This is a genomic window from Pseudomonas sp. TE3910, from assembly GCF_056279025.1.
This window is the reverse complement of sequence record NZ_JBWBQN010000001.1, coordinates 2718436-2735605: the sequence shown is the minus strand read 5'-3', so window position 1 is coordinate 2735605 and position 17170 is coordinate 2718436. Positions and strand designations below refer to the sequence as shown.

Annotated in this window: 15 protein-coding genes; 11 read left to right on the top strand and 4 right to left on the bottom strand. The window is 61.0% G+C overall.

What is annotated here, in order from left to right:
• Nucleotides 1-105: 105 nt before the first annotated feature.
• The gene (gene hrpB, locus ACZ9H3_RS12450; protein ID WP_476220970.1) at nucleotides 106-2631 is read left to right on the top strand and encodes an ATP-dependent helicase HrpB; all 2526 of its coding nucleotides are present in this window, start codon (nucleotides 106-108) and stop codon (nucleotides 2629-2631) included.
• Here hrpB and ACZ9H3_RS12445 read toward each other — a convergent pair whose 3' ends face one another.
• On the bottom strand, nucleotides 2632-3711 hold the full coding sequence (locus ACZ9H3_RS12445; protein ID WP_476220968.1) for an endonuclease/exonuclease/phosphatase family protein: 1080 nt from the start codon (nucleotides 3709-3711) through the stop codon (nucleotides 2632-2634).
• Between the two features lie 239 nt (nucleotides 3712-3950).
• On the opposite strand from ACZ9H3_RS12445, the gene ACZ9H3_RS12440 reads away from it, so the two are divergent.
• From ACZ9H3_RS12440 to ACZ9H3_RS12430, 3 genes are all read left to right on the top strand, one after another.
• Complete coding sequence (locus ACZ9H3_RS12440) at nucleotides 3951-4700, top strand: DUF2076 domain-containing protein (RefSeq protein ID WP_102051681.1); 750 nt, start codon at nucleotides 3951-3953, stop codon at nucleotides 4698-4700.
• A 94-nt stretch (nucleotides 4701-4794) separates the two neighbouring features.
• Nucleotides 4795-5274 carry a LabA-like NYN domain-containing protein gene (locus tag ACZ9H3_RS12435; RefSeq protein ID WP_065760936.1) on the top strand — a complete coding sequence of 160 codons (480 nt, stop codon included), beginning with the start codon at nucleotides 4795-4797 and terminating at the stop codon, nucleotides 5272-5274.
• A gap of 19 nt (nucleotides 5275-5293) precedes the next feature.
• The gene (locus tag ACZ9H3_RS12430; RefSeq protein WP_065760937.1) at nucleotides 5294-5899 is read left to right on the top strand and encodes a 3'-5' exonuclease; all 606 of its coding nucleotides are present in this window, start codon (nucleotides 5294-5296) and stop codon (nucleotides 5897-5899) included.
• Here ACZ9H3_RS12430 and ACZ9H3_RS12425 read toward each other — a convergent pair.
• Nucleotides 5896-6354 carry an Lrp/AsnC family transcriptional regulator gene (locus tag ACZ9H3_RS12425; RefSeq protein WP_102051680.1) on the bottom strand — a complete coding sequence of 153 codons (459 nt, stop codon included), beginning with the start codon at nucleotides 6352-6354 and terminating at the stop codon, nucleotides 5896-5898. The genes ACZ9H3_RS12430 and ACZ9H3_RS12425 overlap by 4 nt on opposite strands.
• Nucleotides 6355-6503: 149 nt before the next feature.
• Here ACZ9H3_RS12425 and yedA point away from each other — a divergent pair, with 149 nt between their 5' ends.
• Both yedA and ACZ9H3_RS12415 read left to right on the top strand, forming a co-directional pair.
• The gene (gene yedA, locus ACZ9H3_RS12420; RefSeq protein WP_099775879.1) at nucleotides 6504-7436 is read left to right on the top strand and encodes a drug/metabolite exporter YedA; all 933 of its coding nucleotides are present in this window, start codon (nucleotides 6504-6506) and stop codon (nucleotides 7434-7436) included.
• A gap of 99 nt (nucleotides 7437-7535) precedes the next feature.
• Nucleotides 7536-8867 (top strand): RNA helicase RhlE1, encoded by a 1332-nt coding sequence (locus tag ACZ9H3_RS12415; protein ID WP_454240189.1) that lies wholly within the window; start codon nucleotides 7536-7538, stop codon nucleotides 8865-8867.
• A 48-nt stretch (nucleotides 8868-8915) separates the two neighbouring features.
• Here ACZ9H3_RS12415 and ACZ9H3_RS12410 read toward each other — a convergent pair whose 3' ends face one another.
• Nucleotides 8916-10154, bottom strand: coding sequence for a TIGR03862 family flavoprotein (locus ACZ9H3_RS12410; protein WP_476220965.1), 1239 nt, complete (start codon nucleotides 10152-10154; stop codon nucleotides 8916-8918).
• Nucleotides 10155-10303: 149 nt separating this feature from the next.
• Nucleotides 10304-11215 (bottom strand): histone deacetylase family protein, encoded by a 912-nt coding sequence (locus ACZ9H3_RS12405; RefSeq protein ID WP_065760940.1) that lies wholly within the window; start codon nucleotides 11213-11215, stop codon nucleotides 10304-10306.
• Nucleotides 11216-11311: 96 nt separating this feature from the next.
• On the opposite strand from ACZ9H3_RS12405, the gene ACZ9H3_RS12400 reads away from it, so the two are divergent.
• The 5 genes from ACZ9H3_RS12400 to ACZ9H3_RS12380 all read left to right on the top strand — a co-directional run bounded on the left by ACZ9H3_RS12400 (nucleotide 11312) and on the right by ACZ9H3_RS12380 (nucleotide 16964).
• Nucleotides 11312-11881 (top strand): GNAT family N-acetyltransferase, encoded by a 570-nt coding sequence (locus ACZ9H3_RS12400; protein WP_065760941.1) that lies wholly within the window; start codon nucleotides 11312-11314, stop codon nucleotides 11879-11881.
• Nucleotides 11882-11956: 75 nt separating this feature from the next.
• Nucleotides 11957-12826, top strand: coding sequence for an acyl-CoA thioesterase II (gene tesB, locus ACZ9H3_RS12395; RefSeq protein WP_065760942.1), 870 nt, complete (start codon nucleotides 11957-11959; stop codon nucleotides 12824-12826).
• The gene (locus tag ACZ9H3_RS12390) at nucleotides 12823-13422 is read left to right on the top strand and encodes an HAD family hydrolase (RefSeq protein ID WP_065760943.1); all 600 of its coding nucleotides are present in this window, start codon (nucleotides 12823-12825) and stop codon (nucleotides 13420-13422) included. The genes tesB and ACZ9H3_RS12390 overlap by 4 nt, the downstream gene beginning before the upstream one ends.
• A 316-nt stretch (nucleotides 13423-13738) precedes the next feature.
• On the top strand, nucleotides 13739-14995 hold the full coding sequence (locus ACZ9H3_RS12385; protein ID WP_476220961.1) for an aromatic amino acid transport family protein: 1257 nt from the start codon (nucleotides 13739-13741) through the stop codon (nucleotides 14993-14995).
• Between the two features lie 412 nt (nucleotides 14996-15407).
• Nucleotides 15408-16964, top strand: coding sequence for a methyl-accepting chemotaxis protein (locus ACZ9H3_RS12380; RefSeq protein WP_476220959.1), 1557 nt, complete (start codon nucleotides 15408-15410; stop codon nucleotides 16962-16964).
• The last annotated feature ends 206 nt before the right edge of the window (nucleotides 16965-17170 follow it).

Sequence of the window (17170 nt, the reverse complement as noted above, 5' to 3'; positions counted from 1 at the left end):
ATTGAGGTTACAAAGGAGCAGGCAGTGCACCTGCAACTGCTGATCAGACCATGATAAGGCATCCTAGGTTCGCCGTTATACTCGGCCCATTGTTTGAGGGCCACCATGATTTCATTACCGATCGACAACGTACTTCCCGCTCTGCGCCAAGCGCTGGGCCAACGCCATGAAGTGGTGCTGGAGGCGCCACCGGGCGCAGGCAAGACAACCCGCGTGCCACTGGCGTTGCTGAACGAGCCTTGGCTGGCCGGGCAGCGGATCCTGATGCTTGAGCCGCGCCGCCTGGCCGCACGTGCCGCAGCGGAGCGACTGGCCAGTGAGTTGGGGGAATCGGTCGGCGAAACGGTGGGCTATCGCATTCGCCTGGACAGTAAAGTCGGCCCGCGTACACGCATCGAAGTTGTGACAGAGGGCATCCTGACGCGGCGCCTTCAGGAAGACCCTGCACTCGATGGCGTGGGCTTGTTGATCTTCGACGAGTTTCACGAACGGAGTCTGGATGCGGATCTGGCCTTGGCCCTCAGTCTCAATGGGCGTGACCTGCTGCGCGACGAGCCGCCGCTGAAGATCATGCTGATGTCGGCGACGCTGGAGGGCGAGCGGCTGTCGGCGTTGCTCGGTGACGCGCCGGTGGTCAGCAGCGAAGGGCGCATGTACCCGGTTGACGTGCGTTGGGGCAGGCCGTTCCAGCCCGGCGAGTTCATCGAGCCGCGCGTGGTCGATACGGTCCATCAGGCACTGGCCGACGAGCCGGGCAGCCTGCTGGTGTTCCTGCCGGGGCAGGCGGAAATTCGCCGAGTGCATGACTCGTTGCAGGCGTCGTTGGGTGGACGACAGGACATCCTGCTCTGCCCGCTACACGGTGAGCTCGAACTGAGTGCCCAGCGTGCAGCCATCGATGCACCCGCGCCGGGCGTGCGCAAGGTGGTATTGGCCACCAACATCGCCGAGACCAGTCTGACCATCGACGGTGTTCGGGTGGTCATTGATGCAGGGTTGGCACGGGTGCCTCGGTTCGACCCTGGCAGTGGCATGACGCGTCTGGACACCCAGCGAATTTCCCGCGCCAGTGCTACCCAGCGGGCGGGCCGGGCCGGGCGTCTTGAACCTGGCGTGTGCTACCGGCTTTGGTCCGAAGCGCAACATGATCAGTTGGCGGCATACGCCAGTGCGGAAATACTCCAGGCCGATCTGGCCGGGTTGGCGCTGCAACTGACCCGCTGGGGTGTGACGCCGGGGCAATTGAGCTGGCTCGATCAACCCCCAGCGGCGGCCTATGCACAGGCCCAGGACCTGTTACTTCGGCTCGGCGCGCTCAAGCCCGGGCAACTGCTCAGCCTGACTGCTCATGGCCAGGCAATGGCTGAATTGCCGGCGCATCCACGTATTGCGCATTTGCTATTGCGTGGCCAGGCGCTTGGGTTGGCCGAGATGGCCTGCGATGTTGCGGCCCTGCTGGGGGAGCGCGACATTCTGCGCGGTGCCGGCGCCGACCTGCATAGCCGTTTGACCCTGCTCAGTGGTGAGACCCGTGCTTCCCGTGGTGGGCAGGGTGGTGTTCAGCGCGCGCGGCAATTGGCCCGGCAGTACCGTGGCTACTTGCGAGGAAAAGCATCGAGCGCAGTGCCAGACCCTGAGCATCCTCGCTGGCTTGGCGCGTTGCTGGCATTGGCGTATCCAGACCGTGTTGCACAGCAGCGCCGTGCCGGGGGCGCGGAGTACCGGCTGGCCAATGGGCGAGCGGCCCTGTTTGGTGAGGTCGATGCGCTGATGAAGGCGCCGTGGTTGGTGGTTGCTGATCTGGGCAGTCGTCAGGGCCAGCGTGAGGAGCGTATCTACCTGGCGGCCGAGTTCGACCCGGCGCTGTTCGATGGGGTGCTGGCCGAGCAGGTCGAGTGCCTCGATGTGCTCGACTGGGATGAGCGTGAAGGCGTGCTGCGTGCCGAGCGCCAGCGTAAGGTCGGGGAACTGATTTTGGCGCGCGAGCCGCTGACCGGTCTGGATGATGACGCCCGTGCCCGCGCATTGCTTGACCTGGTTCGGCGCAAGGGGCTGGAGTTGCTGCCGTGGACGCCGGAGTTGCGCCAATGGCAGGCCCGGGTGGCGTTGCTGCGTCAGTTGGACCTGGCCACAGGGGGCGACAGTGAATGGCCGGACCTGAGTGATGCGGCATTGTTGGCGGGCCTTGAGCAGTGGTTGCAGCCTTATCTGGGCAAGGTCACGCGCTTGAGCCATTTCGCCCAGCTCGACCTCTCTTCAATTGTCCGCAACCTGTTGCCCTGGCCGTTGCCGCAACGCCTGGACGAGTGGGCTCCGATGCACCTGAGTGTGCCGTCGGGTTCCAGCATTCGTCTGGATTACAGCGAGCATCCACCGATCCTTGCCGTGCGCCTGCAGGAGTTGTTCGGCCTGGCGGAAACACCGCGTATTGCTCAGGGCCGCCTACAGGTCAAGCTGCACCTGCTGTCGCCTGCGCGTCGACCTGTGCAGGTCACTCAAGATCTGGCCAACTTCTGGCGCAGCACATACAGCGAGGTCAAAAAAGACCTGAAGGGCCGTTACCCCAAGCACTATTGGCCCGATGACCCATTGGTAGCGGAAGCCACGGCGCGAGCCAAACCGCGCAAATAGTCAAGGCGCTACCGGCAGCAGCAGGCGAGCGCTCACAGGAAGGTGGTCGGAGATTTCCAGGGTGTCCTGCTGCAGCACCTGTGCGCTTACACGCGTGAGCTTGGGGCTGTGGAACAGGTAGTCGAGGGTTCGGTCCGGAGCGCTCACATTGGGGTCGTTGGGATAATGGGTAAGCCAGCGGGCGCGATCTGCACCGCTGGCCTCGGCATTGCTGGGGATCATGGGGTACGTATCCCAGAGCAGGTGCAGGTCGCTGTCAGCCGCGTACAACCCGCGTTGCTGGGGCGTGAGGCGCCGGTACTGTCCGAGTGGCAGCATGTTGAAATCCCCTCCAATCAACCATGCCGCGCCTTGGCGTTCCAGGCTGCCAAGTTGTTTAACCAGCGCCTGAACCTGTTGGCGCTGAACATCATTCTGCGTTTCATAGTGCGCCAGGCGGGTGTTGAGCACCGCCAATTGGCCGCCGTCACGCAGTGGCAGGTAACTGGCCAGCACCGCGTGCTGGGGCTGGAGCAGGCGACTCAGTGCATTGCTCGCGGTTGTCGGCAGTTGCAGGCGTTGAGCCTTGCTGATCGGGTAACGGCTCAGGGTTGCCAGGCTGCGGCCAACACTGCCGAAAACATGCCAGTCCGGGACAAACTCCGCTTTCCAGTCGTAGGCCTGTACCGCACACGGATAGAGGTCGACCAGGCGTTCACGCAACAACGCCAGTTGATCGTGATAGCCCGTGGCCTTGGCATTGTTGTCCAGTTCCTGGAGCAGAACGATATCGGGTTGTTCGGCACGAATCACGCGGGCTACCTCGTCGAGGTTATGCGCGAGGTCTTCAGCGGTGGGCCGTGTATCGCTGCCGCGTCCTTCGTCGTACCAGAAGACGTAGCGCTTGCCGGCCAGGTACTGCACGTTCCAGGTCATGACCTTGAGTACCTGACCAGGCACCAGCGGCGTGCTGCTGGCCGTGCAACTGACGGGCAGGTCTTCGCGGGTGGCAGGTTGCCAGCTCAGGTGTGAGGCCAGCGTCCAGAGCAGGGCAATGGTCAGTAACAGCGTCAGCAGGGTATTGCGCAGTAATCGGATCATCGGCGCGGCTTGGCGGGTTCCGGGTGATGCCTGAGCATACCCTAGCTACGGGGTCTCTACCGTTGGTCAGAAAGAAATACCGTGCGGTGAAGCGAACGTGGAGTAGATTCTTTAGTCCATATCGCATCCCCGAGGGCCATTGACCTGAAAAAAGTTTCATCCTACAGGTGCATTGAATCACTGGCCGCGGCCCCTATTTTCAGTGAGTCTGTTTCTCCAGTTATCCAACGAGGTTGTTCATGAACAGCGAAGAGCAAGCCCTGATCGATGGCCTGTTTGCCAAGCTCAAGCAGGCTGAGGCCACGTCTGCGCCACGAGACGCCCAGGCTCAAGCGCGGATCGCCGAGCACCTGCAACAGCAGAGTGCGGCCCCGTACTACATGACTCAGGCAATTCTGGTTCAGGAGGCTGCCATCAAGCGCCTCGACGAACAGAACAAGCAGCTGCAAGCTGAACTCACCCAGGCGAAGGCCCAAGTCGCGGCGACGACCCAAAGCAGCGGTGGGTTTCTGTCCGGCATCTTCGGCAGCGGCACTCGACAGCCTCAACCTCAACCGGTTGCCAGTCAGCCAGTCTCGCCTCCGCCCACCAGCACTGGCGGTTGGCGCGAGCCGGCTCCGGCCAGTTCGTTCAACGCGCCAGGTGTCGCGCCGCAGCCGCAAGCGTATGCACAGCCTGCTGCTGCGCCAGCCCGTGGCGGTGCCAGCAGTTTCCTGGGTGGTGCCTTGCAAACCGCCGCTGGCGTTGCCGGTGGGGTGATGCTCGCACAAGGCATCAGCAGCCTGTTCAATCATCACTCGCAGCCTGAAACCGTTACCGAGGTGATCAAGGAAGAACCGGCACCGGCCAGCGACAGCGGCTGGGGAAGCAATGATGAGCAGCGCTTGACTGCCGACAATAGCGGTTATGGCAATGATCAGGGCGGCTTCATGGGCACCGACTACAGCGACGATGGCGGCTTCTTCAGCGACGACGACTCCTACGTCTGAGCCGCGAGTACCCGCATTCGCCCTGGGGCTGGCATACTGTGCGCCGAAACGGCTGATACAGGTGGCCGGTCCCTGGGCGTAATGAGGAAGTACGGTGAAGAAAATCGCAGTGTTCGCCGATGTGCAGAACCTCTACTACACCGTGCGCCAGGCCTATGGCTGTCACTTCAACTATGCCGCGTTCTGGGCTGATGTCTGCCAACACGGGCAGATCGTCGAGGCCGTTGCCTATGCCATCGACCGTGGTGACAGCAAGCAACAGCAGTTTCAGCAGATCCTGCGCAACCTCGGTTTTACGGTCAAACTCAAGCCTTACATCCAGCGCAGCGATGGCTCGGCCAAGGGCGATTGGGATGTGGGCATCACCCTGGATGTGATGGATGCTGCCGCACGGGTTGATGAAGTGGTACTCGCCTCGGGCGATGGTGACTTCGACCTGCTGCTTGAACGCATTATCAGCCGTCATGGGGTCGAAGCGGTCGCTTATGGCGTGCCGGGGCTCACCGCCAATTCACTGATCCGCGCCGCCAGTCGCTACGTGCCCATCGAAGGCGAGTTGCTGCTCAAGCATTGAGTTCAAACCAGAGGTTCTTGTGGAACGTATCGCTGTCATCGACTTTGAAACCACCGGTATTTCTCCGGGCCCCGGTTGCCGCGCCACCGAGGTGGCCGTGGTCATGCTTGAAGACGGGCGTATTGTCGAGCGTTACCAGAGCCTGATGAATGCCGGGCTTGCGGTGCCTGCCTTTGTCGCCGGGCTGACCGGTATCACCACTGCCATGCTGCGCAGTGCGCCGCCGGTCGCCAAGGTCATGAACGAGGTCGCTGAGTTTGTGGGCGACACGCCATTGCTGGCGCACAACGCGGCCTTCGACCAGAAGTTCTGGGATTACGAGCTGGCACAGATCAACCGTCAGCGTACCCAGCACTTTGCCTGCTCGATGTTGCTGTCCCGACGCCTGCTGCCAGCCGCGCCGAACCACAAACTGGGCACCCTGACCCGCTGGGCTGGCTTGCCGGACACCGGTACCGCTCACCGGGCCATGGCCGACGCCGAGATGGCTGCCAACCTGGCTCAGCACCTGGCCGATGAGTTGCGTTTGCGCCACGGCGTGAGTGCAGTCTCGCACCCGTTGTTCTGCAGTTTGCAGAAAGTACCCGCGGCGAAAATCGCCGAAACGCTCAAGCGCTATCGCTAGGCTTTTTTCGCCGGGTTATCCAGCTGCCCCAAGGGCACGCGCCGTTCGACCGCACTCGAGAGAATGATCGAGGTCTTGCTGAAGCCGAACTGGGCAACCCGGTTGATCAGGTCTTCCAGTTCCGGCATCGAGCCGACAGCCGCCTGCATGATCACGCAGGGGTCGCCCGTGACCCGGTGGCACTCGGTGAGCTGAGGGATCTGCGTCAGCGCCTCGTAGGCCTGTTGATTGCCGTGGCTGGCCAGGCGCAGTTCGATCACGCACTGGATAGGCAGGCCTATCTTGCTCATGTCGACCTTGGCTTGATAGCCGGTTATTACTCCGCTGGCTTCCAGTTTGGCCACCCGCTCGGCGACCGCCGGTGCCGACAGGTTAACCTTGCGGGCCAACTGAGCGAAGGACGCGCGGCCATTTTCCAGCAGCGCGGCGAGGAGCATCCGATCGTATTTATCCATGGTGCGAGAGATCTTTTGAAAAGAAGGTTATGGGCCTGAACAACCTTTGTTTAGAAACTGTTACGGCACTATAAACAGGTTTTGTAGCTTAAGTTTAGTTGGGCTGCTTTCTAAACTAATCCCCTTACTTACTCGATTTCGAGCCTGCCATGCCTGCCTCTCGTCGCTTTCCACTGTTATTGATCGGTGCCTTCCTCGCGTTGTATCTGGTCTGGGGCTCGACGTACCTGGTGATTCGCATCGGTGTGGAGTCCTGGCCGCCGTTGTTGATGGCGGGGGTGCGTTTCATGATTGCCGGTACCTTGCTTTATGCGTTCCTGCGCTGGCGTGGGGTGCCCGCACCGACCTGGCCGCAATGGCGCGCGGCCGGAGCGATCGGCGTATTGCTGCTCAGTTGCGGTAACGGAGGCGTAACGGTCGCCGAGCATGCCGGGGTCGCCTCCGGGGTTGCGGCCTTGGCGGTTGCGACCGTGCCATTGTTCACACTGTTGTTTGGCCTGTTGTGGGGGCAGCGCAACACGCGTCTGGAGTGGGCAGGGATTCTTCTCGGGTTGCTGGGTATTGGTTTGCTTAACCTGGGCTCGAACCTTCAGGCGAGCCCGCTGGGTGCGGCCCTGATTCTGTTTGCGGCAGCCTCCTGGGCGTTTGGTTCAGTGTGGAGCAAAAGCCTGCCACTGCCTCAGGGGCCGATGGCCAGTGCGGCAGAAATGCTGGTGGGCGGCCTGGTGTTGCTGCTGGGTAGCGCACTCAGCGGTGAGCGCATGACGCAGATGCCGACCGCTGCGGGTTGGGGAGCATTGGCCTACCTGGTGTTTTTCGGCTCGATCCTGGCCTTTAGCGCGTATATGTACTTGCTCAAGCATGTGCGCCCGGCAGCGGCCACCAGCTACGCCTACGTCAACCCGGCCGTGGCGGTGCTGCTGGGCATTGTCTTCGCGGGCGAGCAGATTGGCTTCGAGGAGTGTCTGGCCATGGCGGTGATCATTGGTGCCGTCGTGCTGATTGGTGTTCCACAGTGGCGTAAGCCAAGTGCCGCAAGCGTTCCAGCTGTCGAGGTGGGCAAGGAAGCATTTTCCAAGTAAAGGGGGGCGTTGTGGCAGTTTTGACAACGGCGCGCTGCATGCCGGGGCGTCGAACAAGGTAAACTGCCGCCATTGCTGAATTCCCCTGACGGTATTGCCATGACATTCGCCAAACTTGGCCTGATTGAACCTTTGCTGCGCGCGCTTGAGCGCCTCGACTACCACTCGCCGACGCCGATTCAGGCGCAAGCCATTCCGGCAGTGCTGGCCGGGCGCGACCTGATGGCGGCCGCCCAGACCGGTACCGGCAAAACGGCCGGGTTTGCCTTGCCGCTGCTGCAGCGCCTGACGATGGAAGGTGCCAAGGTTGCCAGCAACTCGGTGCGTGCGCTGGTGCTGGTGCCGACGCGTGAACTGGCCGAGCAGGTTCACCGCAATATCCAGGACTATGCCGAACACCTGCCGCTCAGCACCTATGCGGTGTACGGCGGGGTGAGCATCAACCCGCAGATGATGAAGCTGCGCAAGGGCGTCGACCTGCTGGTTGCAACGCCTGGGCGCCTGTTGGACCTGTTTCGGCAGAATGCACTGAAGTTCAATCAGCTTCAGGCGCTGGTGCTGGATGAGGCCGATCGCATGCTTGATCTGGGCTTTTCCGAGGAGCTGCGGGCGATTTATGCCGTGTTGCCTAACCGTCGCCAGACCCTGCTGTTCTCGGCCACTTTCTCCGACGAGATTCGCCTGCTGGGCGGGCAGATGCTCAATGAACCGCTGAGCATCGAAGTCAGTCCGCGTAACGTTGCCGCAAGCACGGTCAAACAGTGGATTGTCCCTGTGGACAAGAAGCGCAAGCCAGAGTTGTTCATCCACCTGATGCGCAAGCAGCGCTGGAAGCAGGTGCTGGTGTTTGCCAAGACCCGCAATGGTGTCGATCAACTGGTGGAGCGCCTGCGCGGTCAAGGTGTGAATGCCGACGGTATTCACGGCGACCGTCCACAGGCGACACGCCAGCGGGCACTGGACAGCTTCAAGGCCAACGAAATCCAGATCCTGGTGGCGACCGATGTGGCCGCCCGTGGCCTGGATATCGACGACCTGCCGCTGGTGGTGAACTTTGACCTGCCGATCGTGGCAGAAGACTACATTCACCGTATTGGCCGCACCGGTCGTGCTGGCAACACCGGTGAAGCGATCTCGCTGGTGTGTGCTGATGAAGTGCAACTGCTCTCGGCCATTGAAACCCTGACCCGCAAAACCCTGCCGCGTCACGAAGAGCCGGATTTCGCGCCAGAGCACCGGGTACCGGTGACCGACGCCAGTGGGCAGATCCTGAAAAAGCCGAAGAAACCGAAAAAGCCGAAAGAGGGTGGTGCCAAGCGCAGCCTTGGTCGTTGGCTGGACAGCGGTGAAACGCCGGCAGCCGCACCACAGGCCAAGCCTGTACGTAAGGTGCCGACCTTCAACACCGGCCCGCGCAAGCGCAAGCCGTAATCGCTCGGTCATCGTGTGCGTCGGCGTTGCCGACGCTACACGTGTGGCTTATGAGTGCTTCAACCACTCCAGCATACCCAGCCCGGCCCGACGCCCACTGGCAAAGCAGGCGGTGAGCAGATAGCCACCGGTGGGCGCTTCCCAGTCCAGCATTTCCCCCGCGCAGAACACCCCAGGTAACTGGCGCAGCATCAAGTGTTCGTCCAGCGCTTCGAAGGTCACCCCACCGGCACTGCTGATGGCTTCGTCCAGTGGGCGAGGGCGCACCAGCGTGACCGGCAGCGCTTTGATCGCGCGAGCCAGTAGCAGCGGGTCGGCAAAGGTCGCCTGGTCGGTCAGCTCGCGCAACAGGGCGGCCTTGACCCCGTCCAGGCCCAATTGGCTGTGAAGGTGTTTGGCCATTGAGCGCGATCCACGTGGCTTGGCCAGTGCGGCGGCAATGTTATCCACAGGCTTGTTGGGCAGCAGATCCAGTAGCAGCGTGGCATGGCCGTCGCGGTTGATGGTCTCGCGGATCTGCGCCGACAAGGCATAGACCAGGCTGCCCTCGAGGCCGAGTTCAGTGACCACGCACTCACCCAGGCGCGGCGCTTGGCCTGGCAGGCTCATGGCGATGTTTTTCAGTGGCGCACCGGCAAACTTCTCTTTCAACAGCGCGCTCCAGGCCTCGACCTCGAAGCCGCTGTTGGCCGCCTGTAGCGGTGCTGTTTCGATGCCTTGCGCTTTCAGCCAGGGCAACCAGGCGCCGTCTGATCCGAGCCGTGCCCAACTGCCGCCACCGAGTGCCAGCAACACCGCATCCGGTTTGAGCGATAGCTCACCCTGTGGGTAACTCATGCGTAAGCTGCCTTCGCTCGTCCAGCCGAGCCAGCGGTGACGGGTGTGGATAACCACACCGCTGTCGCGTAAGCGCTTGAGCCAGGCGCGTAGCAGGGGCGCGGCTTTCATGTCGCGGGGGAACACCCGGCCGGAGCTGCCGATGAAGGTCTCGATGCCCAGGCCGTGAATCCACTGGCGCAGGGCGTCTGCGTCAAAGTCGTCGAGCAGCGCCTTGATCGCGTCGGCACGCTCGGCGTAGCGCGAGACAAAAGCCGGGTAGGGTTCTGAATGGGTAATGTTCATGCCGCCGACGCCGGCCAGCAGGAACTTGCGGCCCACCGAGGGCATGGCGTCGTAAAGGTCGACTGCAATCCCGGCCTGGCCGAGCACTTCGGCGGCCATCAGCCCAGCCGGGCCGCCCCCGATGATAGCGACGTGTGGGCGGTGCGGGTGAGAGGTCTCAGTCATGGTGGGCTGCAGGCGATTGAAAAGAGCCGGCATTCTACCTGAGGCGGGGGCCGGGAAACACTGTACAAAAAATGATCGGCATTCTGCAGGCCACGCCGATCAAGGGCTGGGCTGGCTTTCACTCAGGTTATCCACAGGCGGTTCCACAGTCATTGTGGGTAAAGTACCCGGTGTGCGCTGTGGTGCAGAATGCCGTGGCGCCGTGCCAGGGCCTGGCGATCCTTGCTGTAGCCGCCGCCAATCAGGCCAACCACTGGGATATCACGTCCCAGGCAATGGCGCAGTACGCATTCATCGCGGGCGGCAACCCCTGCGTCGGTCAGTTGCAGGTAGCCCAGGGCATCGTCCTTGTGCACATCGACCCCCGCGTCGTAAAGCACCAGGTCGGGCTGGTAGAGGGGCAGCAGGTAGTTCAGTGCGTCCTCGACCACCCTCAGGTAGTCGGCATCGCCCATGCCCCGAGGTAGCGGAATGTCCCAGTCACTCTGGGCCTTGCGCGCCGGGAAATTCTGCTCGCAGTGCAGTGAAACGGTGATGGCGTCCGGTGTGTCGTGAAGAATGCGTGCGGTGCCGTCGCCCTGGTGAACATCGCAATCGAAGATCAGGACGCGATGCACACGGCCGGCTTCCAGCAGGTAACGGCTGATCACGGCCAGGTCGTTGAAAATGCAGAATCCGGCAGGATGGTCATAATGAGCATGATGGGTCCCTCCCGCCAGGTGGCAGGCGATACCGTGCTTAAGTGCCTGTTCGGCGGCCAGCAATGAGCCGCCGACCGCCCGTACGGTTCGACGTGCGAGTGCTTCGCTCCACGGCAAGCCAAGGCGGCGCTGGTCCTCTCGGGAAAGTGCGCCGTCCATGTAGCGCGCGATGTAGTCGCGATCATGGGCCAGCGCGAGAATCTCGTTTGGGCACAGTTCGGGGCGCAGCAGTGCCTGATCGGTAGTCAGCCCACTGTCGATCAGGTGGTCGCGCAACAGACGGAACTTGTCCATCGGAAAACGGTGCTCGGCGGGAAAGTCCGGGCTGTAGTCGTCATGGTAAATCAGGGGAAGGGGCATGGCAGCTTCGCGGCGAGATCAAGCCTTGATCTTGCCAGTTGTGGGGGCTGCGGTGCCAGCGTTGTACAGGCATAGCGGTAGAGAGAGGAACAGGCCATGACCCCCATACTGGAGCTGGAAAGCGCGCGGCTGGTGTTGCGCCAATGGCAGGATGACGACTTGCGCGAGTTTGCTGCGATGTGTGCCGACCCCCAGGTAATGCGCTACTTCCCGGCGCCACTGACGCGTCTGGAAAGCGCTGCGTTGATTGGGCGCCTGCGTGGTCATTTTGCGGAATACGGTTTTGGTTTGTGGGCGCTGGAGCGCAAGGACAGTGGTGCGTTTATCGGCATGACCGGCCTGCTCAACGTCAACTTCAATGCGGGCTTCGCTCCTGCGGTGGAAATCGGTTGGCGCTTGGCGCGGCGTCACTGGGGGCTAGGCTTTGCCAGTGAGGCGGCCTGGACCTGCCTACGCTGCGCGTTCGCACAGTTGGGGCTGGAGCAGGTGGTGTCATTTACCAGCGAAAGCAACCTGCCGTCGCAGAAAGTCATGCAGGCCATTGGCATGCAGGCTGACCCTGACAGCAACTTCGAGCACCCGAGAATTCCACCGGGGCATCCACTGCGCCCGCATGTTCTGTACCGGATCAATCGGACGCAATGGCAAACAACCCTGCGCGGGTGAATCACCGAACATAACGGCCAGCAATGACAAACCCTGTATCATTTGACCACTGGGCATTGCTTTGGAGAATCTCGAATGAGCCACGTGTTGGACGATCTGGTCGACCTGCTGAGTCTGGAAGCGATCGAGGAAAACCTGTTTCGTGGGCGTAGCCAAGACCTCGGCTTTCGTCAGTTGTATGGTGGCCAGGTACTCGGCCAGTCGCTTTCCGCCGCCACCCAGACCGTAGAAGAAGCACGCCATGTGCATTCGCTGCACGGTTACTTTCTGCGCCCAGGCGATGCGTCGATGCCGGTGGTGTACTCGGTAGACCGTGTGCGTGATGGCGGCAGTTTCAGCACCCGGCGGGTAACGGCGATCCAGAAAGGGCAGCCCATCTTTACCTGCAGCGCTTCATTCCAGTACGACGAAGAAGGGTTCGAGCATCAGGCGCAGATGCCGGACGTGGTCGGCCCGGAAAACCTCCCGTCGGAAGTGGAAATTGCCGAACGTATGGCCGAGCACATACCAGAGCAACTGCGCGAAAAGCTGCTCTGTGCCAAGCCGATCGAAGTGCGCCCGGTGACCGAGAAAGACCCGTTCAACCCGCAGCCAGGTGACCCGATCAAATACGCCTGGTTCCGTGCCGACGGCAACCTGGCTGACTCGCCGGCATTGCACAAATACATCCTCGCCTATGCGTCGGATTTTGGCCTGCTGACCACCTCGTTGATGCCGCATGGCAAATCGGTCTGGCACAAGGACATGCAACTGGCCAGCCTTGATCATGCCTTGTGGTTTCACGGCAACCTGCGCGCCGATGACTGGTTGCTGTACGCGATGGACAGCCCTTGGGCGGGCAATGCCCGTGGTTTCTCGCGCGGCAATATCTTCAACCGGGCTGGGCAACTGGTGGCATCGTCGTGCCAGGAAGGGCTGATTCGCCATCGCAAGGACTGGGCATGAACCTGCACCACATTCGTCATTGGGTGTTTGACATGGACGGCACCCTGACGGTCGCCGTGCACGATTTTGCCGCCATCCGCGAAGCGCTGGACATTCCCGCCGAAGACGACATCTTGACCCATCTGGCGGCCCTTCCAGCAGAGGAAGCCGCCGCCAAGCATGCCTGGTTGCTGGAACATGAGCGTGACCTGGCTATCGCGTCGCGCCCGGCGACGGGGGCGGTTGAGCTGGTACGTGAATTGGTCGCGCGCGACTGCCAGCTAGGCATCCTCACCCGTAATGCCCGTGAGCTGGCGCATGTCACGCTGGAGGCCATTGGCCTGGCGGACTGTTTCCCCGTGCAGAGCATTTTGGGCCGTGACGAAGCACCCCCCAAGCCGCATCCGGGAGGGTTGCTCAAGCTGGCCGAGGCCTGGGATGTCTCGCCGAACGAGATGGTCATGGTGGGTGATTACCGCTTTGACCTCGACTGCGGTCGCGCGGCAGGTACACGCACCATTCTGGTCAACCTGCCGGACAATCCCTGGCCAGCGCTCACGGACTGGCATGCGGCGGATTGCCGGGCATTGCATGCCCTGCTGCGCACTGGCTTGTAGGTTCAGCGCATCCGTCGTATCGGCAAAAAGCGATCTGATCTCCTGAGTTTTCCCCTCGCTCCTGCAGCGCTCGTTTCGCCCGGCATATGTCGGGCGAAACGAGCTGCCCCTCAATGAAACCGCTCTATATCAAGTGTTACAGGCCGTGTCTGTGCATGGCGTTTCGCCTTATGTGGGGGTTATTTCAAACACCTTGTGTGATATTTTGCGCGCCGCTCTAGAAATCAAGACACGGAAGTCGTCTCACAAAGGCGGGTTCTGTGACGCACCAATTCAGGTGCATCCGGTATCAAATACGTAGTGAGTGTGATTGATCATGAGTACATCCCCTAACGCAGCCGCACGAGGCGCGGACCACGCCGAGGCGACTGAGTCCTCAGGCCTGGAGGTCAAACGGCTGACCTTCGTCGAGGCTGTGGCAATGATCGTGGGTACCAACATTGGTGCCGGTGTGTTGTCCATGGCCTATGCCAGTCGCAAGGCCGGCTACATGCCGCTGCTGCTGTGGTTGGCCGTGGCGGGCATATTCACCACCATCTCCATGTTGTATGTCTCGGAAACGGCGCTGCGTACCCGTAGCCATCACCAGCTCAGCGGCCTGGCTCAACGCTATGTCGGCTCGTTCGGTGCCTGGGCAATCTTTCTGTCGGTAGCGGTCAACAGTATTGGCGCATTGATCGCCTACATGAGCGGCAGCGGCAAGATTCTCAGCCAGTTCTTCGGTATCAGCCCTGCGCTGGGCAGCCTGTTGTTCTTCGCCCCTGCGGCGCTGGTGCTGTACTTGGGCTTGAAAGCCATTGGCAAGGGTGAAAAGTTCATCAGTATCGGTATGGTCTCGATGACCCTGGTGCTGGTCGTCGCAACGCTTGTTCATGAGAACACGAACTTCGCCAACCTGCTCGAAGGCGACTGGGTCTACATGATTCCGGTGTTCAACATTGCCGTGTTCTGCTTCTCGGCCCAGTACGTAGTGCCGGAAATGGCCCGTGGTTTCAGCCATGCGCCCAAGCGCCTGCCGGTGGCTGTCATTACCGGCATGGTGATCACCTTCGTGCTGCTGGCCATTGTGCCAATGTCGGTCATCTCGCTGAACGGTCTGGAAAACCAGACGGAAGTTGCGACCCTGGCCTGGGGGCAGGCGTTAGGCCAGTGGGCGTTCTACACCGCCAACACCTTTGCCCTGTGCGCGATGATGACCTCCTACTGGGGCCTGGGCGGTAGCTTCCTGACCAACATCTTCGACAAGTTCCCGAAGCTGGGCCCCGAGAGCCATCCAAAGAGCCGCCTGATGGTATTGGCCATCGTTTGCGTACCGCCATTCCTGCTGGCCTATAGCGGTATGGTGGGTTTCGTCAGTGCGTTGTACTTTGCCGGCGTATTCAGTGGTGTGATTCTGTCGATCATGCCGATCCTGATGCTGCGTTCGGCACGCAAATACGGTGACATCGAGCCCGCCTGGAAGTGCGGCTGGATCGCCCATCCTGTGCTGCAGTGCATGGTGGTAGTGCTGTACCTGTGCAGCATGCTGTATGCGATTTCCAGCGCGCTGGGTTGGTTGCCATCCGGCTGGTAAGCACCTATGCAAACAACAAAGCCCGCACTAAGCGGGCTTTGTTGTTTCTGGCCTCAAGGGCTGCAGGGTGTTGGTGAAAGGTTTCATCACCTGGCATTGAGCGTGACATGATTTTTGCCTCGACGGAAATTCGACCAAAGCATCGAAGCGGCTGTCTGGCCTCCCGGTTCCTGGGTAAGCGCCGCTTGAGTCGTTGCGGGTGGCACGTAAAAAGCCCCGGGCAGCGTGGCCTGCAAGGCATCAGGCGTGGATTGATATGCCTTGTGGCGCTTAAAAAATTTCAGACGAGCGGTCTATCCTGCGGGTTATAGCCGCCCTGGAAGGTTTTCTCGGGGTTAAGCAGCAAAGCCTTTGGCCGATAGTCAGGTCACTACTTTTTCAATGTGCACCTGCATTTCTGCCTGGAGTCTTTATGTTCGGCTGGATCAGCAACATCCGTGTCAGCGCCAAATTGGGTTGGGGTTTTGGCCTGGTGTTGGGGCTTACGTTGTTACTGGCTATCACAGGGTGGTATGCGCTCAACACCCTTACCGAGCGTGGCGAGAAGATCGAGAAGATTGCGCTGGTCAGCGACTACACCAAAGACCTGCGTATTCAGCGCCTGCGCATGGGGAGCAACCTTCAAGCTGAAGGCTTGAGCCCCTTACAGCAGATTCTGGATAAATTGGCGGCCCACCTGGAAAGTATCGAACATCATTTCGAAGCGCCCGCCGACCTGGGCTTGATCCGCCAGCAGCGTCAGTCGATAGATGAGTACCGGCAGATCCTGCAGGCGTTGAGCCAGCCCAACGCGGATACCGCGTCCTTGTTCAAACACATGGCGCAGTTGGGCGATGTGCTCATCAACACCACGCAGCAACTGATCCAGTCGCAAAATGCCAAGCGTGACAGCGATGCAGCGTCTGCCAAGGCCACGCTGAGTATTGTCACTGTATTGGCTATGCTGTTTGGCGTCCTGGCGGCCTGGGTCATTACCCGGCAGATCGTCAACCCGTTGCAGCATACCCTCCAGGTGGTGGAGCGCATTGCTCATGGCGATCTGAGCCAGGACGTGCACGTCAATCGGCGCGACGAGTTGGGCCAACTGCAGTCCCGGCTCGACCAGATGACCGTCAGCCTGCGTGAGTTGATCGATGGCATTCGCACCAGTGTGATCCGGGCGACCAGCGCAGCTGAAGAACTGTCAGCAGTGACCGAGCAAACCAGTGCCGGTGTGAACAGCCAGAAAGCTGAAACCGATCATGTCGCCACCGCCATGAACGAAATGACCGCGACCGTGCAGGATGTTGCACGCAACGCCGAAGAAGCCTCTGAAGCGGCCTCCATGGCCGACCAGCAAGCCAGCGAAGGTGAGCGCGTCGTGGCCGAGGCCATTGAGCAGATCGAGCGCCTTGCCCAGGAAGTGGGGCACTCGGCAGATGCCGTGGGCCATCTGAAGGAACAAAGCGACAAGATTGGCGGTGTGCTGGATGTGATCAAAGCAGTGGCCCAGCAGACCAACCTGCTGGCGCTGAACGCAGCGATCGAAGCCGCCCGTGCTGGCGAGGCCGGGCGTGGCTTTGCCGTCGTGGCCGATGAAGTCCGCCACCTGGCCTTGCGCACCCAGCAATCCACTGAGGAAATCGAGTCCCTGGTCGCCGGCGTACAAAGCAGTACCCAAGCGGTTGCCGTGAGCATGGACAGCAGCCGGCAGATGAGCGAAAGCAGTGTGGAATCCACCCGGCGTGCAGTCACCGCGCTGGAGAACATCACCCGCACGGTCTCCACCATCCAACTGATGAACCAGCAGATTGCCACCGCGTCGGAACAACAAAGCGCTGTGGCGGAGGAGATCAACCGCAGTGTGATCAACGTGCGCGACATCTCTGATCAGACGGCGAGCGCCTGTGAAGAGACCGCCTCGTCAAGCATCGAACTGGCACGGCTCGGTCATGAGCTGGAAGTGTTGGTGGGGCGTTTCAAGGTCTGAGCTGAGACAAACTTGTCTTAACGGGTACAAGAAAGGCACTTGCTAGGTTTGTTAAGTGCCTTTTCTGTTTTGTGTAAAGAATGAAATACGGCATCCCCCCAAACCTGCAATTTAACGCTCGGTAGAGCTCCCCTTTGTGCCTTGCGCTCTGTTACGTGTTGAAACCCTTTTGTAGTACGGCGACTATAGGAATTTTCCTACAACGC